The sequence below is a fragment of the Paludisphaera borealis genome (assembly GCF_001956985.1).
Lineage (GTDB): Bacteria > Planctomycetota > Planctomycetia > Isosphaerales > Isosphaeraceae > Paludisphaera > Paludisphaera borealis.
Genome location: NZ_CP019082.1, coordinates 1,081,931 through 1,108,570 on the forward strand (window position 1 = coordinate 1,081,931; position 26,640 = coordinate 1,108,570).

General features: G+C 65.8%; 22 protein-coding genes and 1 riboswitch. Of the genes, 6 read left to right on the top strand and 16 right to left on the bottom strand.

Annotated elements, in window-relative coordinates:
- Nucleotides 1-18: 18 nt before the first annotated feature.
- A complete protein-coding gene (locus BSF38_RS32495; RefSeq protein ID WP_076343599.1) occupies nucleotides 19-2,631 on the top strand; it encodes a cytochrome c biogenesis protein in 2,613 nt (870 codons plus the stop codon).
- Between the two features lie 12 nt (nucleotides 2,632-2,643).
- On the opposite strand, the gene BSF38_RS04210 is transcribed toward BSF38_RS32495, so the two are convergent.
- Nucleotides 2,644-3,411 (bottom strand): hypothetical protein, encoded by a 768-nt coding sequence (locus BSF38_RS04210; RefSeq protein WP_145951960.1) that lies wholly within the window; start codon nucleotides 3,409-3,411, stop codon nucleotides 2,644-2,646.
- 373 nt (nucleotides 3,412-3,784) lie between these two features.
- Entirely contained in the window at nucleotides 3,785-4,321 is a 537-nt protein-coding gene (locus tag BSF38_RS04215; RefSeq protein WP_076343601.1) for a DUF309 domain-containing protein, read from the bottom strand.
- A 70-nt stretch (nucleotides 4,322-4,391) separates the two neighbouring features.
- Here BSF38_RS04215 and BSF38_RS04220 point away from each other — a divergent pair, with 70 nt between their 5' ends.
- The 3 genes from BSF38_RS04220 (at nucleotide 4,392) to BSF38_RS04230 (ending at nucleotide 7,692) form a co-directional block, all read left to right on the top strand.
- On the top strand, nucleotides 4,392-5,786 hold the full coding sequence (locus BSF38_RS04220) for an alkaline phosphatase family protein (protein ID WP_076343602.1): 1,395 nt from the start codon (nucleotides 4,392-4,394) through the stop codon (nucleotides 5,784-5,786).
- 86 nt (nucleotides 5,787-5,872) lie between these two features.
- Nucleotides 5,873-6,074, top strand: a riboswitch (cobalamin riboswitch).
- Between the two features lie 518 nt (nucleotides 6,075-6,592).
- The gene (locus BSF38_RS04225) at nucleotides 6,593-7,456 is read left to right on the top strand and encodes a DUF4465 domain-containing protein (protein ID WP_083712685.1); all 864 of its coding nucleotides are present in this window, start codon (nucleotides 6,593-6,595) and stop codon (nucleotides 7,454-7,456) included.
- A gap of 29 nt (nucleotides 7,457-7,485) precedes the next feature.
- Nucleotides 7,486-7,692 carry a DUF1289 domain-containing protein gene (locus tag BSF38_RS04230; RefSeq protein WP_076343604.1) on the top strand — a complete coding sequence of 69 codons (207 nt, stop codon included), beginning with the start codon at nucleotides 7,486-7,488 and terminating at the stop codon, nucleotides 7,690-7,692.
- Here BSF38_RS04230 and asnB read toward each other — a convergent pair.
- From asnB to BSF38_RS04260, 7 genes are all read right to left on the bottom strand, one after another.
- Nucleotides 7,689-9,641 (bottom strand): asparagine synthase (glutamine-hydrolyzing), encoded by a 1,953-nt coding sequence (gene asnB / locus BSF38_RS04235; protein WP_076343605.1) that lies wholly within the window; start codon nucleotides 9,639-9,641, stop codon nucleotides 7,689-7,691. The genes BSF38_RS04230 and asnB overlap by 4 nt on opposite strands.
- A gap of 82 nt (nucleotides 9,642-9,723) precedes the next feature.
- Nucleotides 9,724-10,071, bottom strand: a complete 348-nt coding sequence (locus BSF38_RS04240) for a type II toxin-antitoxin system RelE/ParE family toxin (RefSeq protein WP_083712686.1) — start codon at nucleotides 10,069-10,071, stop codon at nucleotides 9,724-9,726.
- Nucleotides 10,068-10,388 carry a hypothetical protein gene (locus BSF38_RS04245; protein ID WP_076343606.1) on the bottom strand — a complete coding sequence of 107 codons (321 nt, stop codon included), beginning with the start codon at nucleotides 10,386-10,388 and terminating at the stop codon, nucleotides 10,068-10,070. The genes BSF38_RS04240 and BSF38_RS04245 overlap by 4 nt, the downstream gene beginning before the upstream one ends.
- Nucleotides 10,389-10,454: 66 nt before the next feature.
- Nucleotides 10,455-10,625, bottom strand: a complete 171-nt coding sequence (locus BSF38_RS31205) for a hypothetical protein (protein ID WP_168189272.1) — start codon at nucleotides 10,623-10,625, stop codon at nucleotides 10,455-10,457.
- A 4-nt stretch (nucleotides 10,626-10,629) separates the two neighbouring features.
- A complete protein-coding gene (locus BSF38_RS04250) occupies nucleotides 10,630-11,424 on the bottom strand; it encodes a carbon-nitrogen hydrolase family protein (protein WP_237170731.1) in 795 nt (264 codons plus the stop codon).
- A 184-nt stretch (nucleotides 11,425-11,608) separates the two neighbouring features.
- The gene (locus tag BSF38_RS04255) at nucleotides 11,609-12,079 is read right to left on the bottom strand and encodes a PEGA domain-containing protein (RefSeq protein WP_076343607.1); all 471 of its coding nucleotides are present in this window, start codon (nucleotides 12,077-12,079) and stop codon (nucleotides 11,609-11,611) included.
- A 1,185-nt stretch (nucleotides 12,080-13,264) separates the two neighbouring features.
- Complete coding sequence (locus tag BSF38_RS04260; protein WP_076343608.1) at nucleotides 13,265-14,953, bottom strand: glycosyltransferase family 39 protein; 1,689 nt, start codon at nucleotides 14,951-14,953, stop codon at nucleotides 13,265-13,267.
- Nucleotides 14,954-15,508: 555 nt separating this feature from the next.
- Between BSF38_RS04260 and BSF38_RS04265 the strand changes: the two genes are divergently transcribed.
- Complete coding sequence (locus BSF38_RS04265; protein ID WP_076350585.1) at nucleotides 15,509-17,011, top strand: leucyl aminopeptidase; 1,503 nt, start codon at nucleotides 15,509-15,511, stop codon at nucleotides 17,009-17,011.
- Nucleotides 17,012-17,037: 26 nt separating this feature from the next.
- Here the strand turns inward: BSF38_RS04265 and BSF38_RS04270 are convergent, their stop codons facing one another.
- The 5 genes from BSF38_RS04270 to BSF38_RS04290 form a co-directional block, all read right to left on the bottom strand.
- Entirely contained in the window at nucleotides 17,038-17,505 is a 468-nt protein-coding gene (locus BSF38_RS04270) for a hypothetical protein (RefSeq protein WP_076350586.1), read from the bottom strand.
- Between the two features lie 340 nt (nucleotides 17,506-17,845).
- Complete coding sequence (locus tag BSF38_RS04275; RefSeq protein ID WP_076343609.1) at nucleotides 17,846-19,849, bottom strand: WD40 repeat domain-containing protein; 2,004 nt, start codon at nucleotides 19,847-19,849, stop codon at nucleotides 17,846-17,848.
- 196 nt (nucleotides 19,850-20,045) lie between these two features.
- A complete protein-coding gene (locus BSF38_RS04280; protein WP_076343610.1) occupies nucleotides 20,046-22,031 on the bottom strand; it encodes a M56 family metallopeptidase in 1,986 nt (661 codons plus the stop codon).
- Nucleotides 22,032-22,085: 54 nt separating this feature from the next.
- The gene (locus tag BSF38_RS04285; RefSeq protein WP_076343611.1) at nucleotides 22,086-22,487 is read right to left on the bottom strand and encodes a BlaI/MecI/CopY family transcriptional regulator; all 402 of its coding nucleotides are present in this window, start codon (nucleotides 22,485-22,487) and stop codon (nucleotides 22,086-22,088) included.
- Nucleotides 22,488-22,649: 162 nt separating this feature from the next.
- Complete coding sequence (locus BSF38_RS04290) at nucleotides 22,650-23,546, bottom strand: extracellular catalytic domain type 1 short-chain-length polyhydroxyalkanoate depolymerase (RefSeq protein ID WP_076343612.1); 897 nt, start codon at nucleotides 23,544-23,546, stop codon at nucleotides 22,650-22,652.
- A gap of 316 nt (nucleotides 23,547-23,862) precedes the next feature.
- Between BSF38_RS04290 and BSF38_RS04295 the strand changes: the two genes are divergently transcribed.
- Nucleotides 23,863-25,107 (top strand): hypothetical protein, encoded by a 1,245-nt coding sequence (locus tag BSF38_RS04295; RefSeq protein WP_237170732.1) that lies wholly within the window; start codon nucleotides 23,863-23,865, stop codon nucleotides 25,105-25,107.
- Nucleotides 25,108-25,203: 96 nt separating this feature from the next.
- On the opposite strand, the gene BSF38_RS04300 is transcribed toward BSF38_RS04295, so the two are convergent.
- Both BSF38_RS04300 and BSF38_RS04305 read right to left on the bottom strand, forming a co-directional pair.
- Nucleotides 25,204-26,301 carry a DUF1559 domain-containing protein gene (locus tag BSF38_RS04300; protein ID WP_076343614.1) on the bottom strand — a complete coding sequence of 366 codons (1,098 nt, stop codon included), beginning with the start codon at nucleotides 26,299-26,301 and terminating at the stop codon, nucleotides 25,204-25,206.
- Nucleotides 26,302-26,357: 56 nt separating this feature from the next.
- The gene (locus tag BSF38_RS04305; RefSeq protein WP_076343615.1) at nucleotides 26,358-26,546 is read right to left on the bottom strand and encodes a hypothetical protein; all 189 of its coding nucleotides are present in this window, start codon (nucleotides 26,544-26,546) and stop codon (nucleotides 26,358-26,360) included.
- Between the last annotated feature and the right edge of the window lie 94 nt (nucleotides 26,547-26,640).

Sequence of the window (26,640 nt, forward strand, 5' to 3'; positions counted from 1 at the left end):
AGCCACGGGAGAAATGTGATGAGACGATACGGCCGACTTCTCTTTGGACTTGGCCTGTGCGCGCTGCTGATCACCACGGTTGCGGCGGTTTCGCCCGGGCAACGCGACGATCAGGGCGTGCGCAAGCTGGGCGTCGGGCCGGCCTACGAGCAGCTCGGCAAGGTCGCTGTCATGCACCAGGGGCGCGTCAAGCCGCTGGACACGGTCGCCCGCGAGGAGGTCAAGCACGTCTTCAGCCGCGAGACCATCAAGCTGCTCGACGACGAGAACCGGGTCGTCGAGACCTGGGGGCCGGTGGCGGCGTTCGTCGACTGGATCGTCCGGCCCGAGTTTTGGGATTCTCAGCCGTTCATCCTGGTCGACTACCTTCCACTGAAGCGGCAGATCCTCCTGAGTTCGATCCGCGAGCAGCTCGGCGTTGTCGCCGCGAAGTCGACGACCTCGGCCGACGACAAAGGGCGGCTGACCAGGCTGATCGAGGATTCCGAGATCACCACCGGGATGCTGGCCGAGCTCTTGAAGTCGTCCAAGCTCGCCGCCGACGACCAGAAGACCCTGACCGTACTGGCCGACAAGCTCCACGAGGAACACAAGTGGCTGACCCCCGACGAACTCGAGAACGCCAAGATCAAGCACGGCGATCATGACGAACCGTTCATGGAGTGGGTCTCGCAGCTCGACGCGCAGAAGCGGAAATTCGACGCCGATCCGAAGTCGGCCCAGCGGCTCACGGAAATCGAGAAGCGGGCGATCGACGTCGGCCAGCGGCTGGTGACCTACAAATCGTACAGCGGCGACGAGATGCGGTCCGCCGGCCTGATCCGGATCATGCCCCGGCCGTCGAGCCGGGCGGCCCTCGACTATTATAAAGAGGTCATCCCCAAGGCACGCTCGGTGCAGGACCCGCGCGAGCTTTCGCGCGTCCTCACCCCGATCGAGTTCGACGCGCTCAAGGCTTTGGATACGTACTGGAACGACACCCCGCTCGACGATCGCCACACTCCCGGCGAAGACGCCAAGTTCGATGAGAAGTTCAGCGTCTGGCTGAGCGAAAGTTCGGTCTGGGTTCCCCTGAAGGTCTTGCTCAAGGCGGAACCCGAAGGACTTGTCAAGGCCGGATATCCCGACGCCGACGTCCGCGCGTTCCTGACGGCCTACCGCCAGCTCGAGAACGCCGAGACGAGCGCTCCGGGACAGGTCGCCGCGGACGCCGCCGCGAACCTCTTGAAGACGTCGAGGGCGCTGGGCGAGGCGGTCAACCCGGGCAAGTATCCGACCCTGGCCTCGATGGATCGCGAGTCGCACTTCAACGCGGTTAACCCGTTCTGGCAGGCGCCCTTCGCTTACGGGGCGGCCCTCGCCCTGCTGGCCGTGAGCCTCGGCTTCGCCGGCGGCCGGCGGTCGGAGATGGGGATCGCCGGCAAGAGCTTCTACACGCTGGGCATGCTCGGCCTGGCGGCCGGAATCGGGCTGGAAGTCTACGGCTTCTACCTGCGGATCGCCATCTCGGGCTGGGCGCCGGTGACCAACATGTACGAGACGGTCATCTGGGTGGCCCTGGTCACGGCGGTCCTGTCGTTCACCTTCGAACTGGTCTACCGCCGCACCTTCACGGCCCTGGCCGGAGCGGGCGTGGCCCTGCTGGGAACGATCACCGCGGCCAACGTTCCGCTGCTCGACCCCAGCATCAAGAGCCTTCAGCCGGTCTTACGGAGCAACCTCTGGCTGACGATCCACGTCTTGACCGAGGTGTCGAGCTACGCCGCGTTCGGCCTGGCCTGGGGGCTCGGCCTGATCGCGACGTTCTATTACCTGACCGCCACATACCGCCGCACGCCGACGTTCAAGGAGCTGGCGGCGCCGTTGCTCCCCGGCTTGCCGCTGCTGGCGACGGGCGGGGCCGGCGTGGCGGCGTCTTACGGGTTGTTCGGCGAGTCGTGGACGACCGGCGACCCCCTGTTCTACGTCTTTGCGATCATGGGCGGAATCGGCTGGATGGTCTCGCTGGGGACGGTCCTGGCCTGCGCCGGCGAGGTCGTCAACCGGCTCACGACGCGCGGTCTGGACGATCAGCCGGCCGTCGAGGTCGAGCGGCACGCGGCGGCTGGAAGCCGTCCTCGGCCGTCGGTCGAAGAGATCAAGGCTATGGCCGAGGCCGCTCCGCCGCTCCAGCTCGACGCCCGAAGCCGGTCCATGCAGCAGACCGCGGCCATGATCAAGCCGCTGTCGAACTTCATCTACCGGGCGATGCAGGTGGGCGTTCTGCTGATCGCCGCCGGCACGATCCTCGGAGGCGTCTGGGCCGACTATTCGTGGGGACGCTTCTGGGGATGGGACCCCAAGGAAGTCTGGGCGCTGATCACGCTGCTCGTCTACCTGGTGCCGCTGCACGGCCGGTTCGCCGGCTGGGTCAATACTTTCGGCCTGGTCTTCGCCTCGGTCGCCTGCTTCCTCTCCGTCGTGATGGCCTGGTACGGGGTCAACTTCATCCTCGGCGTGGGCCTGCACAGCTACGGGTTCGTCGAGGGAGGCTCGCAGGGCTTCATGAGCTTGATCATCGCCAGCATGATGTCGCTGCCGCTGGCCGCCTACTGGCGGCGTTGGCTGGGCTACAACAGCCTCGCCGCCTGACCCGGTCCGATCCTAATCCGCTCCGTCGGCCCTCGCGGCCGACGGAGCCTTGAGAACCGTGGCGATGCAAGACGCAGCGACGAGCGTCGCGCACATGAACGCGACGAGGCGGCAGAGGCTCGAGCGCGGGATCGGCACAAACTCCGACTCGAACGGGAAGCAGAACATCTGGATGAGGCCGAAGAGCAACGCGCCGAGGCTGGCGCCCATGACCCCCGCCATCGCGAGCGTCAGCGCTTCCCTGACGCTCATCCGCGCCCCCAGACCGGCGGCGAGTCCGCAAGCCGCGGCCGCCGCCGAGTGAATCAGGGCGTGCGCCGCAATCGAGATCCTCGTGTCGGGCGTCTGTAGGATCAACCCGAGGTAGATCGGGACCACGAGCAGGCAGCTTGCGCCGCCGGCCAGCGAGCCCAGCAACAGCCCCCCCGCTCCGGCCCTCGCGGTCCTTGGGATCGATCGTGAGATGAGGCCGCCCGCCGCGCCGCCGAACAGGCCGAAAAGCCCGCCCAGGAGCGTGAAGACGACGGCCGTCTCCCGTGCGTACGATCCAATGTGCGACTGAGTGAGCGCCACGGCCGAGAGCTGTCCACGGAGCGCCCATGCGGCCCAGGCCACCGCGAACCCGTCGAGCCCCGACGTCAACTGGGCCGAGGACTGCATCAGCCACGCGCCGAACGCCCAGACCAGGACCGCGGTGGATATTCCTCCCAGCACCAGCAAGACGCGAACCAACTCGCTCAACGTCTGTTCCGTCAGCGACTTCAAGAGCTTCGGCGCCATCCGCCTGAGAATCACTAGTCCTTCTTCCCCGCCGTCGACGTCCGAGTAAGGTCTCGACGATTCCCTCGGCATGAGTTCGTTCCTCGCTGTTCGTTGATGAGACGCCGTTACGGCAGGGATTTCCTCGAACTAACGATGCGAGATCAGGCTGGTCCTTTCTCCGTCGCGAGCGCAGACCTTTCTTCTTGAATCGGGTCGCTCCACGGGTGCGAGCATGCGCCGTGGAAAATCATTGCACGGTCGAATGCAAGGGCGGCTGGTTGGCACGAACAATGATTGTTAAAAGCTGAGTTTCCGTCACGAATTGTCTGATTTTAGAATGAAAGTTTTTGGATTTCAACAGTCCCGTCGCGATGTGCCGAATGTTGGAGGATTAAGCTGGAAATCGTGGCTCGACGCGGAAGGGAAACACTTCATGTACGGCTGTTTCCGGACGTCCGGCGTCTTCGGGGGGATCGCATGCTATGGTTTCCGCGTGTTTGATCCACTGCGTGAGGTCGAGTCCGATCTGGCGGGAGCCCGCCTCGGCCATGGCGTCGGCGAAATGTTCCGCCGCGCGACGCGCGTGCGTCCGCGCGCCGGCGACACGTCCCTCGCGGATCTTGACGCCGGCGGCGGCCAGCTTGATGAGCCCTTTGAGGACGGTCGCCGTCGGCCCTCGTCGTTCGTGCGCGTGCCAGAGCGCTTCCCAGGCTTCGTGAGCCTCCCAATAGTATCCGGCGTTGAACAGTGCGACGCCGCGAAGGTAGGCCTTCGATTCGGGCCACGCATCGCCTTCGATCGGCGGGGTATGCTCGGGCGGCCTGCCGTGCAGGTGCCCGAGAGGTGAACTGGTCGGGTGCGGCCAGCGCCCGCCTGGAACGTAGCTGTACGGTGGCAGGGGCGGAGACTCGGATTCTTGACTCGACATGGATTCGCCTCCGCCTGGTATCCTGGTTTTCTTTACGGAACGATCCTCGAACCGGGAGTCGCACGGATCCATGTCGCCACCGCCCGTCGTCGTCGTCAACGCCGTTGGATTGACCGCCCGACTCCTCGGTCACGCCCGTCGGTTCCGTGCGCTGGCCGACGCCGGCTGGGTCCGCTCGCTGCATGAAGTCGCGCCGGCGGTCACCTGCACGGCCCAGGCGAGCTTGCTGACCGGGCGTCCGCCCCAGGATCACGGAATTGTAGGCAACGGCTGGCTCTTTCGCGACACACGCGAGGTTCGATTCTGGCAGCAGTCGAGCGCCCTGGTTCAGGCCGAGCCGATCTACTCGACGGCCCGGAGGATGGCCCGCGAGCGTGGGCGGTCGTTCCGCGCGGCCAAGCTGTTCTGGTGGTTCAACCAGGGTGCGGACGTCGAGATCAGCGTGACGCCCAAGCCTTATTACGGGGCCGACGGCGGCAAGGTGTTCGGCGTGTCGGGAACGCCCGAGCCCCTCTGCGGGAGGCTCGAAGCCGAGATCGGCAAGTTCCCCTTTCACACGTTCTGGGGGCCGAACGCCGGCCTTCCTTGCACCGAGTGGATCGCCCAGGCCGCCGCCGACGTGCTCGAACGCGATCGGCCCGACCTGACGCTCGTCTATCTGCCGCATCTCGACTACGAGCCCCAGCGCCGCGGGCCCGGCGGCTGCGACATGGCTCGGCTCACGGCCGAACTCGACGCCGCCGCGGCCCCCCTGCTCGACCGCGCCCGCGCTCTGGGCGCGCGAGTCTGGATCGTCAGCGAGTACGGCCATTGCGACGTCAGTCGGCCGGTCGCGCTCAACCACGTCCTGCGACGCGCAGGCCTTCTGACCGTTCGCAACGGCCCGTTCGGCGAGACGCTCGACACGTTCGACAGCCGGGCCTTCGCCGTCTGCGATCATCAGTTGGCGCACGTTTATGTGCGCCGGGCCGGCGACGTCGACCGCGTCCGCGACATGCTCGCTCAGGAGCCGGGGGTCGGCCGGGTCTTCGCGGGCGCCGAGCGCGCCGAGATCGGGCTCGATCACGACCGCTCCGGCGAGATCGTCGTCCTCTCCGAGCCCGACGCCTGGTTCGCTTACCCGTACTGGCTTGACGACGCCGTCGCCCCCGACTTCGCGCGGACCGTAGACATCCACCGCAAGCCGGGCTACGACCCTTGCGAGCTGTTTTTCGATCCGACGCTGCTCTGGCCGAAGGGACGCGCCGTGCGACGACTCATCCAGAAGAAGCTCGGATTCCGGACCCTTTTCGACGTGATCCCGCTCGACCCGACCCTGGTGCGCGGCAGCCACGGCCTCCCCGCCCGCGATCCTCTCGACAAGCCAGTCCTCATCGCCGACGGCCCCCCGCCGTCGACCGACGAACTACTGGAGACGACCGATTTCCACGCGTTGCTTCTTAATGCGTTGGTGAGCGACGGATAAGTGCAACGAAGATGAAAAAGAGAAGCCAATGAATGGATTCATGGTTTCGTCGTCCTCGGCTTGATCTCGGACGCGTGACTGAGTAAGGTTGGACGCACTCGACAGGTGCCCCCTCCCGAGTGTTCGGTCGTGGGGGAGAATAGGGAAGCCGGTGGAAATCCGGCGCGGGGCCGCCGCTGTAATCGGTCAGGCCATCGGACGAACATGCCACTGCCGCAAGGCGGGAAGGCCGTCCGAAGGCCGCTATGAGCCGTAAGCCAGAAGACCTGCCCGTCGAGACGCAGTTGTGATGCTTCGGCCTCAAGCATCCGGACGCGCGCGGATCGCAGGCTGTCTGCATCGGGCACGTACGGAGGGGTCGAAGCACCGACCATGCCCGGCCCGGCGGAAAGGTCTGCTCCGATGTCCCCCCGTGCTCCGTCCCCCGCGTGCGCATCCGTGCGCTCTCGCCCCTTAATGCTCATTGAGCCTGGGGAGGCCGCGATCCTCACGATCCGGCTCGCCTCCGACACGGCCGCCAAGCCGGATCGATCCGTTGATCCGTGTCCCGCCTCCACGCGGCCGGACCCGTCCAGCACGGGGTGGAAGGTCATCTCGCCCTGCGCCAGGGCCGGCGGCGAAATCGTAGACGACCACTGACGCCCGCCGCGTCGGTCGCCCGACCGACGTCGGGGATCGCGCGCGCCGGCCCTCAATCGGGACCGGTGCGCGCTCCACGCCGTTTCCGTGTTCGATTGTTTCATCCCACGCTGTGGAGCTTTCCGAAGATGCGCTCAAAGAGTATTCACAATTTCAAAGTTTTGTTTATGGCTCTCGCCTTCGGCCTGGCGGCCGGCGCGGCGCACGGCGGCGGCGCCGTCGCCACGTTCGACGACCTTCCTCTCGGCACGGATTCCTTCTGGCGGGGACCCGACCCGAACGGCACGGTGGTTCAGGGGCCGTATGGCGACGTGGTGCGGGGAAGCTTCACGACGGGGGGAGTCGACTTCGTCAACAACTACGAGAAGACCTTCGGTAGCTGGAGCGGCTTCGCCTACTCGAACACGACCGACACGACGACCGCCGGCTACCTGAATCAGTTCTCCGCCTTCCCCGGTTCAGCCCACAGCGGCGACGCCTATGGGGTGGCGTTCGGCTATCAGGATCTGGGCCCGGATGTCCTCCTCAGCCAGCTTCAAGGGCTGCCGCACTTGACGTTGCCCACAGGCGCCGGCATCGCGGGGATGTTCGTGACGAACACGACCTATGCCGCGCTCTCGATGCTTCGGGGCGACAGTTTCGCCAAGAAGTTCGGCGGTGCTTCGGGCAACGACCCCGACTGGTTCAAGTTGACCGCCTACGGCTCCGACGCGTCGGGCAAGGTCCTCGAAGCGTCCATCGATTTCTATCTCGCCGACTATCGCTTCGGCGACAACAAGCAGGATTACATCGTCAAGGACTGGCGGTACATGGACCTTTCCGCCCTGGCCGGCGCCCAGACGATCTACTTCAACGTGTCGTCCTCCGACGTCGGCCTGTTCGGCATGAACACCCCGGGCTACTTCGCGGTCGACGACGTGCGGTACACTGTCGCTTCCGCCGCCGTCCCCGAGCCGTCGAGCCTTGTGATGGCGAGCGTCGGAGTCGTGGCTCTCGCCGGCCTGGCCCATCGTCGTCGTCGAGTCGCCTGACGGTTCGCAATGGGTGAGGAGTCTTGACTGTGTCGTCGACCAGTCCGTGCACCGGGATTTGTCAGATCGAGAAAGACTCCCGCCTTTGCCTCGGTTGCGCCCGAACCCTCGACGAGATCGCCGCATGGCGGGGGGCGTCGGAAGCCGACAAGCAACGGATCTGGGCCGAGCTTCCCGCGCGTCGCGTGAAGCTCGGCGTCGGATTGTGCGACGTTCCTCCGGCCGTGCCGGATTAGTCGGACGCCTTGACGGGCGGGGTCCAGACGGGGAGGTCGCACAGGCCGCCGCCGCAGAAGATGTGGTGCCAGAGCTGCGTGGAGGCGACGCAGGTCAGGGCGACGTCGAAGACGAACCGGGCGGGGGTCATTCGTGGAAGTAGAGTTTGCAGCCGCCGCTGTTTCTGGACCGATTCGGGATCGAAGTAGCCGGTGGCGCGAAGCGAGTCGAGGCTCAGCAACTGGTCGGCCCAGGCGGGGCGTTGGGGGCCGAGAAACGTCTGCGCGAGGTTGGACCGGAACATCGTTTTGGGACGGTTGGCGATCTGGCTGGGGAGGATGCGGGCGGCGACCTGGCGGAGGATCCATTTCTCGGTCATGCCGCGCAGCTTGTACTCGGGGGCGATGCCGGCCGAGAACGCGATGACGTCGTCGTCGAGGTACGGGTAGCGCGACTCGACCGAGGCGTTCATGGCGATCCGGTCCCCCTTGGAGATCATCAGGAGGCCGGCGAGCATTACCTTGTAGCCGACGTAGAGCGACTGGTTCAACGGATGCCAGCGCTGGATGCGATCGTTGGTGATGTCGAGATCGGCGTACGGGCTGTGGCTGTCGAGCCGGTCCTTCATCGCATTCGAGTAGAGGATCGGCTTGCATTGAGATATCATCTCATACATATCCTGCTGCGCCGGGCGGACGCCGCCGATGGCCTGTTCGGGCGGGATGACCATCCGGCCGCCGGCCACCGAGCGGGCGATCAGGTTGCGGAAGAGCCTCGGAATCGTCCGGCCGATGCGCTGGTAGGCGCCGTCGCGGATCTTCTGGGACTTGTACCAGACGTATCCCGCGAACGCCTCGTCGGCCCCTTCGCCGGTGAGCACGACCTTGTAGCCCTGGCTGTGGACGGCCTGCGCGAGTCGCAGCAAGGCCGCGCACGAGGTGTCGAGCACCGGCCCCTCGGCCGCGCGGACCAGCTCGGGGAAGGTCTCGCCGATCTTCGAGCGATCCATGACCACGGTGGTGAGCGGCGAGCCGAGCATCTCGGCGGCCTCGGTCGAATGGGCCCGCTCGTCGGGCCCCGCGCGGTCGAGCCCGACCGTGAACGCCGGGATCGGCTCGCGGCGGAGCCGACTGCAAAGGCCGAGCACGACGGTCGAGTCGAGCCCGCCGCTGATGTAGGTGACGACCGGCACGTCGCTCCGCAGCCGCCGCTCGACGGCCGTCTCCAGGTGGGCCTGGAGCTCCTCGATCAGCGGAGTAGGATCGTCGAGCCGCCGTTCCTGGCCGGCGTCGGGGAAGTCGAGGTCCCAGTAGAGCTTCTTGGCGATCCGGCCGTCGTTGATGCTGAGGAAGTGGCCAGGGGGAATCGAGTCGATCCCCTCGAAGAACGTCCGGGTCGTCCCCGCGCAGAAGAACGTGAACAGATGATCGATCCCGCGGACGTCGGCCTGGGCTCGGACCATGCCCGAGGCCAGGATCGCCTTGATCTCGGAGCCCCAGAGCAGCCAGCCGTCGGCCTTGGCGTAGTAGAGCGGGCAGATGCCGACGCGGTCGCGGCCGAGGATCAGGGTGCGGGTCTTGCGGTCCCAGAGCGAGACGGCGAACTGCCCGCGCGCCTCCTCGAACATCCGTTCGCCGAGGTCTTCGTAAAGGTGGACCCACGCCTCGGTGTCGCACCGCGTGGTCAGTTGATGGCCGCGATCGAGCAGCTTCCGGCGGATCTCGGGGTACTCGAACAGCTCGCCGTTGAACGCGACCCAGACCGAGCCGTCCTCATTGCAGAGCGGCTGTCGGCCTCCCGCGAGGTCGATGATCGACAGCCTGCGGGCACCCAGAGCCACGCCCGGCTCGATGTGGATCTGCTCGTCGTCCGGCCCGCGATGCGCGATCGCGGCGGTCATGGCAAGGAGTCGCCGGGCGGGGAATTCCCGCTGTCCGGTCAGGTCAATGGCTCCGGCGATGCCGCACATGGTCACCTCTGATCAGCTATCGGATTGGAGTCGGCGTCCGCCGCGACGAAGCTTGGTCGATCCGGCGTTTCGACGAGAGGATTCAGGTGAGCTTCAGGTCGGAGTGCGAGCCGGTCCGCATCAGCCTCAGCTCCGTCTCCGTGCGTTCGTAGATAGGGATCCAGTCGGGCTCGATGTGACAGTCGCGGTAGCCGGACCACTCACCCGTCAGCGCATGATCCCGATGCTTGGGTTCCAAGGGTTGGCGGTTCGATAAGGCGACGATGACCGCATGGAGCTTGGCCAGATCCTTACCGCGCGCTTTCTGGCGTGCGACTTCCTTATCGAATCGAGCCGACCTGACAGGATTGAGCCTTGGGTGGTCGGCCGGCGTGAGTGGCGTTACGACACCGGTTCGGGCTTGGGCTTTCGCTTCCTGGCCAGATGTCACATGCCCAGGTCGGCGAACAGCTCGTCCCAGTTGTCGTATCGCACCAGCCCCTTGCCTTCTCTTGCATCCCGAAGCACCTGTTTGGTCTCTTCATTGAAGTCAGGTTCGTCCGGTAGCGGGCCGGCCAGGCTTTCGTGGATCGCGGCCTTGGCCTTGGCCTGGAACAGGTGGATCACTTCGTCGGCGACGGCGTCGTCGACGTGCTCGTCGAACGGCGGGCGCAGGTCGGCCATCGCCTCGACGGCCTCGCGAGGCAACTGGCGGACGACCGATTCGAGGAACCGCTCCAGAGCTGGCGATGCGTGGGTGTGCGACATGATATCAGTATACGCCGGATCGCCGTCGTCGAGAATCGCGTTCCTGATGAAGGCGAGCCGCCTGGCTTACTCGGCGGCGAGGGCGTCGAGCAGGTGCACCGGCAGCGTGGGATTGGAGAACGCCATATCGCGGCGTCGGCAGGTCTGGCGGTAGGCCATGCCTCCCAGGATGCCGATCACGAAGGTTCCAAGGCGGAGGACTCCGCCGCGCGGACCGAGGGGGACGTAAAAGACCACGACTTCATTCCTCGCTTCGGGTGGATGGTGACGGGAGCCAGAAGGAGCGCCGGATCAAGGTCGGCCCGGACGGGGGGCCGTGTCGGCCGTCGCAGATGCTGCTGCGACCCGCGAATCGGTCGAGGATCGTCGTGTGAAGGACAGGGATCGTGGTCCGGGTCTCGCCGCACTGGTTGGCGAACACGACCGGGACGCCGAGATCGACCGCGACCTTGGCGGGGATGTCGCTGCACAGCGGCCCGACGTGGCCGAGCAGCCAGTGCCGCCGTCCGGTGCCGCGATCGGCGAACTCGGGCCACGCGGCCGAGACCACGGCGAGGTCGATTCGATCGCGATAATCGGTCCAGACCCGTCGATAGATCATGTCGGCGCAAACGGCGAATCCGACCCGCCCCCAGGGCGTGGCGACGACCATCGGCTGACGACCGGGGCGGAACCGAAACCGTTCCCAGAACACGAGGTTGCGCTTGCGGTAGATGTGGAGGTCGCCGTCGGGCGTGCAGAAGGCGACGGAATCGTAGAGGTGCCTTCCCTCGCGCTCGACGTATCCGGCCGCGATGCACATCTTCCATCGTCGGCTGCGCTGGAGCAGGTACGACAAGGTCGGCCCCTCGGCGGTCTCGCTGTGAGGACCGTAGTCGGGGCAAAGGCTGTAACCCGTGTTGAACAGCTCGGGCAACACGACGAGCTCGGCCCCGGCCTGGCGGGCCTCGCGGAGCAGCCCGTCGGCGCGCTGGAGGTTGGCCGAAAGGTCGAGCAAGTCGCTCGGCATCTGGATCGCGGCGGCCAGGATCTTCACGTCAGTTCACCTCCACATCCCTGAGGATGGCGAACCCGATGACGGTTTCCCGTTCGGTTATCCACTCTTCATGAGATCGGACGAAGCTCGGTCTTGGTTGAAGAAAACAACTTGGATGCCGACGGTGCTCTGTCTGGTTTCGGGACGGCGCGGTTTCCGATGAATCGCGATGTGCATGTGTGGGTCACTCGAATCCGAGCCACGCGAAGAATCCCTTGCGCCTTGGCTTGGGTGCGATTTGCGACTCGGCCCGCAGCGCCTCGGCGCGATTGTACAGGTCGTTGGCCTGGGGAGGCGTCGCCTGCTGGAGGTCGAACTTGAATTCGCGCTCGTCGCGGAGCGTGAACGGCACGAGGTTCTCGGAGAAGAACTCGGTGAACAAGTTGTCCCACCAGGGGGCGGCGACCGGCTGAATGACCGTCTTGGTCTCGTAACCGTCGAGGAGGAACGTGATCTCGCGATCGCCGTAGTAGGTGAACGACCGCGAGACCGGCGTCGGCCCGATCTCCTCGTCGTTGACGATCGCCAGGGCGCCGGGGGGCTCGGTGCGGAGGGTGTAACGGCGCACCACGCAGCCCGCGTTCAGGCCGAGCAGCACTGCGCCCAGACCGAGAATCGCCGCCGAGCGGCGACGGACCTTCAGGGATCTCACCATCCTTGGCTCTCCCAACTCACCGTTCCGCCGATCCACGCGGCATCCGAACGAGGATCGTTCGATCGCAACAACCCCGGTCGATTCGTTTCGCCGCAGGCGCGTCGCGACGCTCCTGAGATCGAGGCGGCCGGGATTCTAGCCTTGATGTCGAAACCCGGCAAGGCGGCTTGCGGCGGCTCGATCGTTTCGCACTGGACGAGGAAGACAGCGACAGGAGCCCGAGACCTGGCGCGGGTTGCTCACGGGTTGCGGCCGGCCCTTTCCAATGGTGGAAACGCGTCTCCCCGATACGAGCCCGAAGCGCAAGTGAGTGAATCGCATCCCATTCGGCCGCGTCTCGTGAGCAATCTGATCGCAAACCGCGCCAGGACGAGCCGATCCTCCGCGTACGGCGACGAGCCCGAACTCGGCCCCAACCGAGCAAGCCTCCGACCGCTCCTGACCATCGCCCTGACCGCCCGACCGCTCGGGCCGAGTTTGGCTTCGTTTGCTCCGTATCCGCCCCCGAGCCGTCCGTCCTCCATCCCCTCGGACCGCCCTCCCGGTTCCGCCCCTCCGACAGTCCCTCTCCGGCGGCCCGCTCCCGGTCCACCGACCGGATTGGCTTCGTTCGTCGCCCGAGTATGCCGGTCTGACGGTTCCTAAACATGAAGGTCTAAAGACCTTACAGTCGAGGACCCGATTGGCTTCGATCGCGCGTGAAACCACGGGATTTCGGTTCGTTCCGGCCCCCCTCGGCCGACTCCCTTCGTCCCGGACGCCCCCGGACCGCCTCTCGAACCCGCCTCGGCCGATTGGCTCCGTTCGCGCGGTTTTCTGCTCTCTCCCTCTGCCCTGCCCTCCCGGTCAATTGGCTCCGTTCGCGCGGTTTTCGTCTGAAGTCAGCCGACTCCCGAACGGGCTTCCTCGGTCGATTGGCTCCGTTCGCGCGCTTCTTCTGCCCATCACGACGCCGTGGGGACACCCGGCCTCATGAAAATGAGCTGACAAGAAGTCACGCGGTCGACCTCCCGATTCGAGCCCGAAGCACCAGCGAGTGAATTTCCAGTTGGCCCTTCGAATCGATTCACTCGCTGGCGCTTCGGGCTCGTATTGAGAGGCCGCTCGCGGCACGACCCAGAGCCCGTTTTCATGAGGTCGGGCGCCCCAAACTGGGGCATGACGATTCGATCGCCACGGTAAGCCCTACTTACGCTCCAAGCCCTGGTTGCGAAAGATCAAGATCAGGGGGACGCCCCACTTCGAGGCGAGGACGTTCTCGGACTTGGCTCGCGCGATGACTTCTCGTTCCAGGTCAGTCAAAAAACCGACGCGGTTCTGGATGATGTACCATTCCGGGACATGTGATGCATACCGCATGGCTTCCGGCCAGAGGAAGTCCGGGCGCAGTTTGCCTGACTGCCGCAAATACCGAAAGCTCGACGTGTAGGCGGGGAGCAGGAGTGTCTCACCGGGCCGGACGACCGTATTGAGGCGATTGAGAGCGTCCTCGAATAGGGCGTCCCAGTAGTAGGTCGGTTCCATTCCCAATCGGGCGGCACCTGGCAAACCGCCGACGAGCGGGCTGTAATACGAGAGCGGGACCGGCATCATTATCGCGAGGCTCACGGCTCCTTCCGTCAGAGCGGCGATTACCAGAGCCTTTCCCCACCGCCCCAGCGCCTCGACGGCCCAGGCTCCTCCCAGCCCCGCGACGAGTGCCAGGCAACCGAAGGCCGGCAGGAATTGACGCTCGGCGTCGTGACCCGGAGTATGCGGCAGCGCGCGCAACGCCAGCAGGAACGCCCAGTGGATCACCACCAGAAGCCATAAGGGCCGCGAGCGCGCTGAGCGCACCGCCCAGACGGTGCCGGCCAGGGCGAGAGCCAGGAACCCGACCGGCGTCACAAAGGCGGTCCAGACCAGCGTGTTATACCACGGCAGCGACCCCTGAGGGGTAAGGTAGACCTGACCGAGGAATGCGGTGGGGATCTCCGTGGTCTGTCCCCGACTCAGATTAGACCGCAGGAAGCGATCGACTCCCGCGATCGGATTGCTCCACCAGGGGGGGATGAGAGCGACGAGGGCAACCAGAGCCACGAGGCCGCCGACCGCCAGCGCCAGACCGGCGCGACGGTTGCGGGAGACGGCGGTCCAGGCCAGGAACGGCAAACAAAGGAACCAGCCGGTGAGCTTCGTTCCCGCCGCCGCCGCCCCGAGCAGGCCGAACGCGACGACCCAGCGCCACCGCGGCCCGGTGGTCGGCGGGTCGCCCGGCTCGACCGCCTTCGTGAAGGCGAGGATCGATCCGACCCAAAGGCACGTGAGCAGCGCATCGTAGAGCGCGTAATGACCGTGAGCGAACAGGCGCGGCTGGAAGATCCACGCCCCGGCCGTCGCCGCGCCCGCCCAGAGGCCCCGGCGACGCGTCATGAAGGCAAACAACGCGCCCGCCGTAAGGCTGAAAGCGATCATCGGGCCGAGGCGGGCGCGAGGCAGCAACTCCCAAGACGGCGCCAGCACGTCGCCGGCCATCCCCACGATCGCATAAAATGGAGGATGGCCGTGAGGCTCCTCGCGCGCGAACGGCCAGAACCATTCCACGACCCGAGAGTCCAGCAACTTGGCGCGCGTATCAACCTGGTCGGGCCGAGGAGGACCGACGCCGACCTGCTGGACGAGATCCTCCAATGGCGACGCCGCCCGCCATGTCGCGGCGAAGGTCTTCGGGTCGCGCAGCGCGCGCAGCCAGTCGCGAACTCTCCCCTCGCGACCCAGCGTGTACCCCTCATCCCAGACGATCGCCATGCGGGACTCGGTCGCGATCATCAGGATCAGGGTCATGACCGCGACGCCGATGCCTCCGAGCAGGCTCGCCCGATTCGCGCTCAGCATGCGCACTGACTCCCGGGGACCCCAGACCAGCGGCAAGAGCGAAGACGCGGATCAGCACCAATTCGCGAAACATTCACCGGACGCAGTCGAAACCCGTCCAGGTCCGGTCGTGATCGCTGTTCTTAGTGTACTCGCGATCGAGATCATCGCTCAAGCGGGTGCGTACGATGGAAGGGAAGACGTCTGCTCTAAAAATTGCCTTGGGACGAACCAGTGCATGCCCGAGTATAAGCCCGAAGCGCCAGCGAGTGCATTTCCGATCGGCCGTTCGGGTCCATGCACTCGCTGGCGCTTCGGGCTTGTACTCGGGCCCCGCCGACCGCATGGGCGGGGGCTGGGAGGGAGGGGCTGCCTCGGGCGAGACGGATTTCCTGTCGGTCGGATGGTGAGACGGTCACGACGTCCGCGACGCCGGGGATGTGAATGCCAGTGGGACGGGATGCGCCTTGGCGCGGTCGGAGGGGCTTGCGATCATCGGTTTTCAAGATCCGACCCGTTCTCCGCGAGGCTCGCGGCTGCGCCCGCGCCTTCTTGCGTAAGGAAGCTTCCGCCATCATGACTATCAGGATCGTTCGCCAGGCGTCGACGACGGTGGCATCGCAGTGGCTTGTGGTCGGGGTTTTCGAGAAGAACGGCGAGCTTGCGCCGGAACTTCGGGGGACGCCGGCCGAGGCGCTTTGCGGTCGGTTGATCGCTCAGAAGGAGCTGAACGGATCGCTGGGCGAACTGACCGCGCTGCACGGGCTGGCCGGTTTCGAGGTGCCGTCGGTCTTGCTTGTGGGTCTCGGGACGCGTAACAAATTCGATGCACTCGCCGCGTATACGGCTGGCGTCGCTCTGGCCAAGCGGCTCGCGGGCAAGCCTCGGGACTCAGTCGCGGTGAGCCTTGCGAGTCTTCTCGACGGCGGGCATTCCAAGCTGGCCTCGGCCCTGATCGAAGGCGTGATCGTGGGCCAGCGCAGCGCGGGCCTGCGCAAGAGCGAGCCGAACCGGCACACTTTCGGACGGCTCGACGTCGTCTTGCCTGCCGAGACGACCGACGAGGCCGCGGCGGCCGTCGAAGCGCTCGTCGCGCGGGCCGAGATCGTCGGCCAGGCCGTCAACCTGGCGCGCGACCTGGTCAATACGCCCCCCTCGGAGAAGCCTCCGGGCGTACTCGCCGCCTGGGTCGGCAAGCACGCGGCCGACGCCGGGATCGACGTCCAGATCTGGGACGAGGCCAAGATCCGCGAGGAGCGGTTCGGCGGTCTGCTGGCGGTCGCGGCGGGGTCGGACGAGCCGCCGGCGTTCGTCGTCCTTGAGTACCGCAAGGGGGGCGAGGCCCCGACGTTGGCACTCGTCGGCAAGGGGGTGACGTTCGACTCGGGCGGCCTGAGCCTCAAGCCGAGCGCGTCGATGGAAGATATGAAAAGCGACATGACCGGCGCGGCCGTGGTCGCCGCGACGATGCAGGCCATTGCTCGGCTTGGCCTGGCGGTGAACGTGGTCGGATACCTCGCGATCACCGAGAACATGACCGGCGGGCGCGCCATGAAGCTCGGCGACGTCCTGACGATGCGCAACGGTAAGACCGTCGAGGTGCTCAACACCGACGCCGAGGGACGGTTGATCCTCGCGGACGCGCTCAGCTACGCCGCGGAGAGCCGACCGGCGCGAATTCTCGACCTCGCGACGCTGACGGGCGCCTGCATGGTCGGGCTCGGGCCCAAGATCGCGGGCCTGTTCAGCAACGACGAAGTTTTCACCCACGAGTTGCTCGAATCGTGCGGGCGGACCGGGGAGCGGGCGTGGGAGATGCCGTTCGACGACGATTTCAAGGATCAGCTCAAGAGCAACGTCGCCGACCTGAAGAACGTGGGAGGGAAGTGGGGAGGCGCGATCACGGCGGCCAAGTTCCTTGAGGAGTTCACCGCCTCGATCCCCTGGATCCACCTGGACATCGCCGGTCCGAGCTGGAACGACGGCGACAGCTCGACGCGCGACGTGGGAGGGACCGGCTGCTTCGTCCGGACGCTGACGACCCATCTCGAATCGATCGCATCGACCCGCGTATCGTGAACCAACCGGGGCCGACGCGTCGCCGGTCAGCCTGCCGCGCTGCGGTAGCGCTGGCCCGACGGGTCGAACTGACACTGAATCCGCGCGCTGTTGACGTCGAGCGTGGTCAAGATGTCGCGGACTTCCTCCATCGGAAGCCGTTCCTGCATGGCCCAGAGCAGGATGTCGAGGTTCTCGTGACCCCTCTTGAAGTGATCGATGATCGGATCGATCAACCTTGAGCCGGCGAAACAGGTTCGGAGGACGCCGAAGTCGCGATGGTCGAGCTCGACCCAGAAGGCCTTGCCCTGAAGGTGTTCGAGCCAACGCTGGCGCAGGAAGCTGTTCCAGTGTCGACAGATCCATAAGCGGATCGCCGTTTCGCCAAGGTCGCGGCCGGCCTTCTCGCTCTCAATCCATTTGAACCGCTGAGCTTCTTCCTCTCCACACTGGTGCAGACTCAACTGGAATTCGGGTTCGACCTCAAGATCCATCGTTGCAAGCGAAGGCAGCATCGACGCCTCCAAGTAAGGATGCACTTCCATTCCATGGAATGTCCGGAACCGCTGCATCTCCATAAGGGATTACGAACGTGCCGATCACGCTACTACTCTACTCTTACTCAAAAAAACACGAATCGTGAGGGACCGAATCGCATTTTCTTGAGCACGCGACTCTCGCCCAAGCTAACGGACGCCTCGCGATCTCGCAAGCATATTGTACGACGCGATTCCACGACCTCAATGATCACGCGAAATTATATCAGGCAAACATGGGTGCATGGCGTTTTTTCGCGACGCTTCGTCCGGAGAGGGGAAGGACCGTCGGCTCAGGAAGTTTTGCTCTCGGCTGGATTTAGGTTGGTTCCGAGGCCGGGCCGCCGCTGTCGAACCATGCGAGGGTCGTGCCGATCATCAGGGCGACTCCGGCGCGGCTCGCCGCGCACGGCCCCAGGGGTTGATCGCCGATGATTCTCCATCTTACGCGTCCGTCCAGCGTTGCGCAGAGGACGTGAACGTCCTTGCGTGTGACGCGCAACGGGATGGAGTCGGGGTCGAGGAAGAAGACGTCGTTCGAGCCGCCGGTGGGGGCTCCTTCGTAGCGGACGGTTCCCGAGCCGTCGAAGGCCATGGCGCGGCCGTCGGCCGAGGCGATGAGGGCGAGGCCGCCGAGGCGGATGAGCGACCAGCCTTCCCAGGGAAGCTGGCGGGTCCAGACGGCGTTTCCCTTGAGGGCGTGGCCGGTGAGTTGCTGGGCGCGCCGGGAGAGGGAGATCCAGGCCAATCCCGGCGGTGAGCCTTCGGGCGCCTCGATGAGCAGGGGAGGATCGGAGGCGTCGAAGCCGGCGGTCGGCTTGACCTCGCCGGCCGGGTCGAAGACCAGGAGTCGGCCGTCGTTGGTCGTCGCGGCGGCGAACCCTTCCGAGCCGACCGCCAGGTCTTCGATGGGGGTCGGCAGCTCGTGCTTCCAGACCCATCGGCCCGCGGGGGTCGCCCGACCGATCCGGTCGCGCTCCTGGACGATCGCCAGGCCGAACGAGTCGGGCTTGATGACCAGATGGGTCAGTTCGACCAGGCTGAGGTCGAGGCGTTTCTGGGTGTTGCGCCTGAGGTCGCAGAGCATGATCTGGCGGTCGGTGGCCGCGGCCAGCCAGCCCGGCGCGGTGCGGAGGATCCGGCCGACGCCCGTGATATCGGGGCCTTGCGCGATCGTCTGGCCGGTCGCGTCGTAGATCGCGAGCCGGCGCGGACTGCTGAAGACGGCCGCGCATGGTGGGTCGTCGCAAACGGTCAGCACGGCGGTTTCGGCCTGGTCTTCGGTCTGGACCGCGGGCACCGCCCAGTCTGGCTGGCGGACCGAACCCGCGCCGCCGCCGCGGGTTTTGGGACGGTCCGAGCCCAGCGTCCGGGTCGGCTGGGGGGTGGTCGGGCGTCCTGGGGCCGGGCCGAAGAGGTCGAGCCGGGTGATCTCGCCGGTGGAACTGCCGTGAATGACGTACCGGCCCAGGGGGTCGATCTCCAGAGCGATCACCGGTCGGGCGAGACGGGTCCGCCACCTGACGTTGCCGGCCGAGTTCATGATCGCCAGCTCCCCTTCGAGCGTCGCCGCGGCGATCGATCGGCCGGGGAAGTCGGGGATGGCGTGGGAGACCGTGCCGCCGAGGTGGTACGAGCCTTCGTTGCGGCCATTGAGGTCGAACCGCTGGATTCCGTGAGTGAAGCAACTCGCCAGGATCATCGAGCCGTCGCCGCTGACCGTCAGCCGGCCGACGTTCGACATCAGGCGGTCTTGCCAGACCACTTCGGGGTCGAGCCGGCCGGGCGTTTTCGATGCTTCGAGCTCGACGCCCGCCAGCATGCCGAACGCCGCCGCTCCCACGATGAACGGACGATCGGGCACGAAGCAGAGGTGGGCGATGGCCTGGATCGTCTCGATCCGGCCGGCGGCCCGGCCGTGACGATTGACCAGCGTGACGGCTCCCAGCCGACTTCCCACCGCGACGTACCGGCCGTGAGGGTCGGTGGTGACGAACGACGCCTCACCAGGCGCTGGGCGTTCGGAAACGATCTCGAAGTCGCCGCTCATGAGCAGCAGGCCGGTGTTCTCGTGCTCGCACAAGAGCGCGATCAACGAGCCGTCGTCGCTGATCGCGCCCGACAGAACCCGACTCGGCGCCCGGGACGACGACATCGTCTCACCGTGCGTCGTCAGCAGATAGAGCTGGTTCCCCTCGTCCCAGGCCAGGATGCGGCCGGCCTCGCGGGCGAACGCCAGGCCCTTGAGCGGCGATTCCGTGACCACTGTCCAGGCGACGTCGGGATCGATCCGCGTGTTGTTCCGGTCGGTCATCTCGGACATGAAGGCCGTCTTCGCTCGGAGATCGGATTTGGGACGGGTACTGCGCACTCGCACGCGGTTTCCCCAGTCGATCGTCGCCTCTCGTGACCCGAAAGGCAATCCCCAGCCGCGTTCGAAAACGACCCGACCGCGTCCGCCCGAGATCGGGGGCGCGGTCGGGTCGTTCGGTGAAAATCCGAGGCGGCGGGCGTTGCGCTTACTCTTCGTTCGCGTCGTCCGATTCGAGGGCTTTGATCTCCTTGGCCAACTCCTGGAGCTTCGCCTCCAGCATCTTGAGCCGCGCCTTGCGGTCGGCGGCGAGTTTCTTGCGATCCGTGGCGTCGGGCTTGCGATCCGGGGCGCTGGCTTTGCGGTCCAGGTCGCCGGCCTTGCGGTCCGCGTCCCGCGCCTTGCGGGCGGCGTCACGCTCTTGGCGAGCGGCTTCGCGGGCTTTGCGATCCGCGGCGCGGGCCTCGCTGTGGTTGGACTTCTCCTTCTCCTTCGCGGCCTTCTCCGACCCTGATGAATCTTCTGAATTTTCCTCAGCATCGGCTTTCTTGAGGTCGGTGTCTCGCTCGTGGGCCTCGCTCATCTTCTCGGCGACCTTCTTCATCTTCGCCTCGAACTCGGACCCGGGTCCGAGCTTCTTTTCGAGGTCCTTGCCGATCGATTCCATCTTCTTGGCGAAGTCGGAGCCTTCGCCGAACTTCTTCTCCATCTTCTCGCCGAAGGATTCCATCTTCTTGGCGAAGTCGGAGCCGTCGCCGAATTTCTCCTCCATCTTTTCGCCGAAGGCTTCCATCTTCTTGGCGAAGTCGGAGCCTTCGCCGAACTTCTTCTCCATCTCTTCGCCGAAGGCTTCCATCTTCTCGGCGAAGTCGGAGCCGTCGCCGAGCTTCTCTTCGAGCTTCTCGGCCCAGTCTTCGATCGACTTCTCAAAGTCGGGACCGAAGGCCGATTCGAGGCTCTTTTCGATGTCCGAGGTGTCGACGTCGATATCAAAATCAAAGTCGAAGGACTTCTTGCTCTCGTCCTTGTCCTTCTTCTTCTTGGCGTCTTTGTCGTCCTTATCCTTCTTCTTGTCGTGGCCGTTGTCGTCGTCGAACGCGAGGCTCGCCGAGCGGGCGGGCGTGGCCGTCGGCGTGGTGGCGAGGGTCCACGACGGCAAGGCCGCCAGCGACAGTACGCAGACGCCCATCAGGGCCAAGGGAGAGGGGCGGCACGTCGTTTGATCGCGTAGGATCATGTTCAATCGCCTTTCGAAGAAGGGACCGGAGCCGGCGACGCTCAGCGCGGGGGCCGGCGACTTGGCAAGGGACAGGTCGGAACAGATTTGAAGCAGGACCTGGGCGTAGGTCAGACGGTCGTCGGGCAACGACCAGACCACCCAGGCGTCGCAGGCGAGTTCGGCCTCGGCGTCGAGCCGGCGGCGGGCGGCCCAGTACAGCGGGTTCCACCACCAGACCAGCTCGGCGGCCAGCTCAAGGCGGCGGACCCAGTGGTCGCGGCGTCGGAGGTGCGCCAGTTCGTGCGCGAGGACGCCTCTCCACTGATCGGCGGCGATCGACTTGAGCAAGCGGGCGGGGACCAAAAGCTTGGGCCGGCCGAGGCACCAGATCATCGGCGAGCCCAGCTCGGCGACCGCCAGCAGCTCGGGAACCTTGACTCCAAGCCGCGCGGCGATCGACTCCGCCTCATCGGCGAGCCACGTCGGCGCGGGGACTGCCTGGCGAAGCCGACGCTGGAAGTGATGGATGCGAACCACTTGGAACAGTCCGACCGCGATGGCGCCGCCGAGCCATCCGGCGAACAGCCAGCGCTGGATCATTTCCCGAACCACGATGGGACGCGCGCCGGCCGGCCTCGGGCTCGGCGCCGTCACGGCTGCCGCCGGCGCGGAATCTCGGTCCTTTTCAGGCGGCGGCCAGGAGACGCGAACGACGTGCGGAGCGGGAAGGCTTTCGACGGCCGGGGCCGCGAGCGGGGCGTCGAAACTTGCTCGCTCGATCGCCGGCTTCGTCTCCATCGGCCACGAGACGGCCCAGGGCGACGAGATCAGCGGCGGCGTGACGAACTTGATCAGGACGGCCAGCCATAACAGGTGGCGCGTCGTCGGAGTGATCGGCCGAAGCCGGGAGAAGCCCGCCGCAAGCGCCGCGAGCAGACCCGCGACGAGCGACGTTTCCGCGAACCACCAGAGCATGGTCGACCTCCTGGATCTCTCGGATGATAGGCTGGTTTCGGACGTCGTCCCCGTTCACGATTTCTTGCGCCGGGATTCGTCGCCGGCGGCCTCGTCGAGCAGGCGGCGGAATCGGGCCAGCTCGTCGGCGGAGAAGCGGTTGCCTTGCACGAGAGCCAGCATCAACGGCGCGGCCTGGCCGTCGCAAAGCTCGTGCGCGGCGTCCTTGAGCCGGCGCTCGAGCAACTCGTCGCGACTGACCGTAGCGCGGTAAATGTGCGGCATCACCGACGAATCGGCGGCGGCGTATTGCTTCGTCGCCAAGCGCTGGAGCAGCGTCGAGACCGTCGTGTACGCCCACCCCCTGCCCCGCTCCGTGAGCGCATCCTTGATCTCGCGGACCGTCCCCGGCCCCTGGTCCCAGAGCACCCTCAGAACCTCGCGCTCCGCGTCGCTCAATCCCGGCTGATTCTCCATCGCCCCACTCCGTTCCACGCATCGGTCTTCGATCGCCTTCTACGTCTTGTAGTAGGAATCTACTACGCTTTGTAGAAGGGCACAAGAGACGATTCGCGGGCCGGCGCGGATTATTGAGGAGGTCAGGTTTTTTTCGAGTGGGGATGCGGACCGGAGGGGGGCTTACTTCATCGGGTGCTTCTGGAAGAACTCCCAGATGAGGTCGTTGGCGGAAACGTCCTTGGTGCTCTTGCCGAGGAAGAACATCTCGGGGTCGCGGCCGGGCCAGGTGTGGCCTCCGCCCTGGACGGAGTAGAGGACGACTTCGGCGCCGTCGGTTCCCGGTCCGTAGATGGCGCGGCGGATCGGGATCTGATCTTTGAGATGAGGCAGGACGTCGATGGACGGGGTGGGCGGGCAGCCGTCGAGCCTCGCCCAGGCCCGCACGGTGTCGTCGACCGAGAGGAATTTGATGTTCGAGGGGGTGCGTTCGTCCGGGCCGTTGTAGAGGACCACGCCGTCCTTGGTGCCGTGAAAGTGGAGCACGGGGACGGGGCGCTTGGGGTGGCAGTCGTTGATCGCCATGGAGCCGGCGACCGATGCGATGGCGGCGATCCGGTTGGACAGCTCGGCGGCGAGCCGGTAGCACATCATGCCGCCGTTGGACATGCCCGCCGCGAAGACCCGCTTGCGGTCGACGTGGACCACCGATTCCAGGTCGTCGAGCACCTTGGCGATGAAACCGACGTCGTCGGAGTCCCGGAACTTCACCCCGCCGGCGTCCCAGTATTTGAACAGGGACGTTGGCCCGGCTCCGTTGGGGTAGACCGCGATGAAGCCGGCCTGGTCGGCCTTGTCGTTCATCCCGCAGAACTTCGCCATCGAGGGGCCGTTCATGAGAGCCGAGTGGAGGATCAGGACGACCGGCGTGGGCTTGGAGGCGTCGTAACCGGGCGGGATGTGAACCCAGTACGCACGAGGGAGGCCTTCGCTGGTGAGCGACCGCTGATGGTCGCCGGCGGGGAGTTTCGTCGTGGTGAATGCGGCCAACGCGAGAGCGAGCAGCGGTCCAGCGTTCATCGCAGGCGTCTTCCTCGTTGTGTTCTCGTGGTGTGGTGAGCCCGCCGATTCCCGCGAGAGGGTGCGAGGCGCGGCGTCCGGGGGGGAACATCTCCAACGGCCGCTCATCCGGCGCTGGTCCGAGTGCTCAACAGTCTATTCTAGCTCCGTTAGCCGGAGTATCCAGTCGTCCCAGTTTTCTGGGATGACATGATCGCATCACTCGACTCGGTTTCAACACCGTTCTATGGTCGTCTAGGGCGAGTCGGTACACTCGTCGCTCGGGTTCGCCGCGGACCTGGCTGGATCACTCCTCGTCGTCCGAAAGGATGGTTCGATGACGCGCATGGGGATTGCGGTGGCTCTGGGACTCGTCTGGTGCGCGTGGTCGCCCAGTCGGGCCGACGAGTCGCCTTCGATCGAGAAGTACCTGGCGGAGGGAAAGCTCGCCGAGGGAGAGAAGACGCTGGAAGTGCGATTGAACGCGGCGCCCGACGACGGAAAAGCGCGGTTCGGGCTGGGCGTCGTCCAGTTCGTCCGCGGTGTCGAGCGGATGGTCCAGTCGTTCCACCGCTACGGGTTGAGGACGAGCCTTCTCGGTAACGCTCTGCCGTTCGAACGCCTACCGATCCCCGAGAACGCGCATCCCGAGCCGATCGGCTACGAGGAGCTTCGCCCGATCTTTCAGACCTGGGTCGACGATCTCGCCCGCGCCGAGGCGACGCTCGCCCAGGTGCGGGACGATCAGGTGAAGCTGCCGATCCGCATCGGCGAATTACGACTCGATTTCAACGGCGATGGTAAGGCCGACGCCGAGGAGACGCTCTGGAGGATCTTCGCCGAGTTCAATCGCGCGGCGAACGACCCGGCGATCGCGGCGGCCTCGAAGGAGTTCGTGATCGTACTCGATCGGGCCGACGTCTCCTGGCTTCGCGGGTATTGCCACCTGCTCATGGCTTACGGCGAAGTCTACCTGGCCCACGACTGCCGCGAGCTGTTCGACCACACCGGGCCGCTCTTCTTCGGCAACGCCAAGAGCGCGTATCCGTTCTTGCAACGCACGGCCGGCGAGCCGGGAGGACGGTTTGAATTCGACGACATCGTCGACGCCGTCGCGTTCATCCACCTGATCCGCCTGCCGGTCGTCGCGCCCCAGCGCTTGACCGCGACGCTCTCCCACCTGGAATCGATGATCGCGCTGAGCCGGGAGTCGTGGAAGTTCATCCTCGCCGAGACCGACGACGACCACGAGTGGGTCCCTTCGCCGAAGCAGCACACGGTGATTCCCGGACTGACGGTGACCGACGAGATGGTGAAGGGCTGGAAGGAGTTTCTCGACGAGGCCGAGTCGCTGCTGCAAGGCAAGAAGCTCGTTCCGTTCTGGCGAGCCCGGGAGGCGCGCGGAGTCAACCTGCACCGCGTTTTCACCGAGCCGAGGACGTTCGACCTCGTCCTCTGGGTTCAAGGAACCGCCGCCGCCCCTTACCTCGAAAACGGCCCCCAGACCTCGGCCGAGACCTGGCGCCGCCTCCAGCGCGTCTTCCAGGGCGAGTTCATCGGGTTCGCGCTGTGGTTCAATTGAGATCGGCGGGAAACGGCGAGAGGGCCCGTCCGGCGGTCGGGGCGGACCCTCTCATCGTATGGCGCGCAGTCGAGTCACAGCCGCTCGCGCTCAGCCTCAATAGGCGTCCGCGCTGATGACCTCGCCGCCGGCGATCGAGCCTAGCGCCTGGTAGACCCCCGGTTGTTGAGCGCCGGGGCCTCTGACGTAGCCGGAACCGGTCATGGTGACGCCGGTCGGAAGGCCCGTGGTTGGATCAAGGGCCCAGGTCGAGATGCTGTCCTTGAGGAACCGGACCGAACCATCGCACATTGCGAAGTTGGCTCCTCCCGGATGAAAGCTCGACGCGGACTGAACGAAGGCGTTGCCGCCGGTGATCGACGGGTAGTTCGCCTTCTTCTTCTGGATGTTGATGGGATAGAACGTGGTGAAGGTGCTGTCGCCGAAGTCGCCGGAGACCCACCAGTGCCACTTGAAGAAGGATCTGTCCGTCTTGCTGAGCAGCCCGTGCGCGTGTTCGCCGAAGCCGATGGTGTTGCTCGTGCCGTCGGTGATCGACGCCAGGCGAACCAGGCTCCGTCCTGTTCCCGGAACAAGCTGGGGGTATCCCGCCGATACGAAGGCGCCGTTATGCTGGCCGAGCGCCGCGGCGACCTCGGTGGCGCTGAACGGGTTCGTCACCGAGGTGCCGGTCCAATTGCCGGCCCAGTAGCCGTAGCAGCCGGCGTAGCTCGTGAACGTGAACGTCTGAGGAATGCCGTGCTGAGCGTTGGCGTCCTCGACGTAGCTGTTGCCCGCCATCTCCGTGTCGCTCGGGCAGAAGAACGCGTTGACCTGCGTGCCGCTGACCGTCGCGTTGGGACTCGTCCGGTAGGCCCAACTCGAGTTGTAAGCGTTGAAGAGCGGGGCCTGTTCGATGAACGGCAGGAGCTGCGCGAGGCCACTGTAGGCCTGATCGTAACCGTAAGCCGAACCGGGCGCGAGCTGCGCCGCGAACACCCACGGATACGTTCCATTGGTGCTCTCGTAGTTAGCCAGCGACAGCCCCAGTTGCTTCAAGTTGTTGAGGCACTGCGCGCGTCGAGCCGCCTCGCGCGCGGACTGGACGGCCGGCAGGAGAAGCGAGATCAAGACGGCGATGATCGCAATCACGACGAGTAGTTCGATGAGCGTGAAGGCGCGACGTCGCGCCTCGCTCAGAGGACGAATCAACATGGCGATTTCTCCGGTGGGCGTGGCGATGTGTGGTGGGGTGGGTCGAGCCTCTCGGCTCAGTGTTTGGCGGCCTTCACGGGGCTTCCGCTCTTCTTGGTCGCTTCGATCGGCTTCTTTTCACCGCCCGAGACGGAGCCGACGGCCGGCTGGTCCGGGTCTTGAACCGAGCATCCCGCGAAGGTTCCCAGAACGACCGCGAGAAGGGGAATGAGCAGCGTCCGCGTTCGCGCATTGGTGAACGACATCGTTCTTCGACTCCATTGCGTTCTCTGATGTATGGCGAGTAGCTGTGGGGATCCAACCAAGGAGGGCGTCATCGCACTCCACCAGGCGGACACG

What these genes read in the sequence shown, in the direction of transcription:
- BSF38_RS32495 (WP_076343599.1), top strand. Translation starts at nt 19, where the DNA reads ATGAGACGATACGGCCGACTTCTCTTTGGACTTGGCCTGTGCGCGCTG.
- BSF38_RS04210 (WP_145951960.1), bottom strand. Translation starts at nt 3,411, where the DNA reads ATGGCGCCGAAGCTCTTGAAGTCGCTGACGGAACAGACGTTGAGCGAG.
- BSF38_RS04215 (WP_076343601.1), bottom strand. Translation starts at nt 4,321, where the DNA reads ATGTCGAGTCAAGAATCCGAGTCTCCGCCCCTGCCACCGTACAGCTAC.
- BSF38_RS04220 (WP_076343602.1), top strand. Translation starts at nt 4,392, where the DNA reads ATGTCGCCACCGCCCGTCGTCGTCGTCAACGCCGTTGGATTGACCGCC.
- BSF38_RS04225 (WP_083712685.1), top strand. Translation starts at nt 6,593, where the DNA reads ATGGCTCTCGCCTTCGGCCTGGCGGCCGGCGCGGCGCACGGCGGCGGC.
- asnB (WP_076343605.1), bottom strand. Translation starts at nt 9,641, where the DNA reads ATGTGCGGCATCGCCGGAGCCATTGACCTGACCGGACAGCGGGAATTC.
- BSF38_RS04245 (WP_076343606.1), bottom strand. Translation starts at nt 10,388, where the DNA reads ATGTCGCACACCCACGCATCGCCAGCTCTGGAGCGGTTCCTCGAATCG.
- BSF38_RS04255 (WP_076343607.1), bottom strand. Translation starts at nt 12,079, where the DNA reads ATGGTGAGATCCCTGAAGGTCCGTCGCCGCTCGGCGGCGATTCTCGGT.
- BSF38_RS04260 (WP_076343608.1), bottom strand. Translation starts at nt 14,953, where the DNA reads ATGCTGAGCGCGAATCGGGCGAGCCTGCTCGGAGGCATCGGCGTCGCG.
- BSF38_RS04265 (WP_076350585.1), top strand. Translation starts at nt 15,509, where the DNA reads ATGACTATCAGGATCGTTCGCCAGGCGTCGACGACGGTGGCATCGCAG.
- BSF38_RS04270 (WP_076350586.1), bottom strand. Translation starts at nt 17,505, where the DNA reads ATGCTGCCTTCGCTTGCAACGATGGATCTTGAGGTCGAACCCGAATTC.
- BSF38_RS04275 (WP_076343609.1), bottom strand. Translation starts at nt 19,849, where the DNA reads ATGTCCGAGATGACCGACCGGAACAACACGCGGATCGATCCCGACGTC.
- BSF38_RS04280 (WP_076343610.1), bottom strand. Translation starts at nt 22,031, where the DNA reads ATGCTCTGGTGGTTCGCGGAAACGTCGCTCGTCGCGGGTCTGCTCGCG.
- BSF38_RS04285 (WP_076343611.1), bottom strand. Translation starts at nt 22,487, where the DNA reads ATGGAGAATCAGCCGGGATTGAGCGACGCGGAGCGCGAGGTTCTGAGG.
- BSF38_RS04290 (WP_076343612.1), bottom strand. Translation starts at nt 23,546, where the DNA reads ATGAACGCTGGACCGCTGCTCGCTCTCGCGTTGGCCGCATTCACCACG.
- BSF38_RS04295 (WP_237170732.1), top strand. Translation starts at nt 23,863, where the DNA reads ATGACGCGCATGGGGATTGCGGTGGCTCTGGGACTCGTCTGGTGCGCG.
- BSF38_RS04300 (WP_076343614.1), bottom strand. Translation starts at nt 26,301, where the DNA reads ATGTTGATTCGTCCTCTGAGCGAGGCGCGACGTCGCGCCTTCACGCTC.
- BSF38_RS04305 (WP_076343615.1), bottom strand. Translation starts at nt 26,546, where the DNA reads ATGTCGTTCACCAATGCGCGAACGCGGACGCTGCTCATTCCCCTTCTC.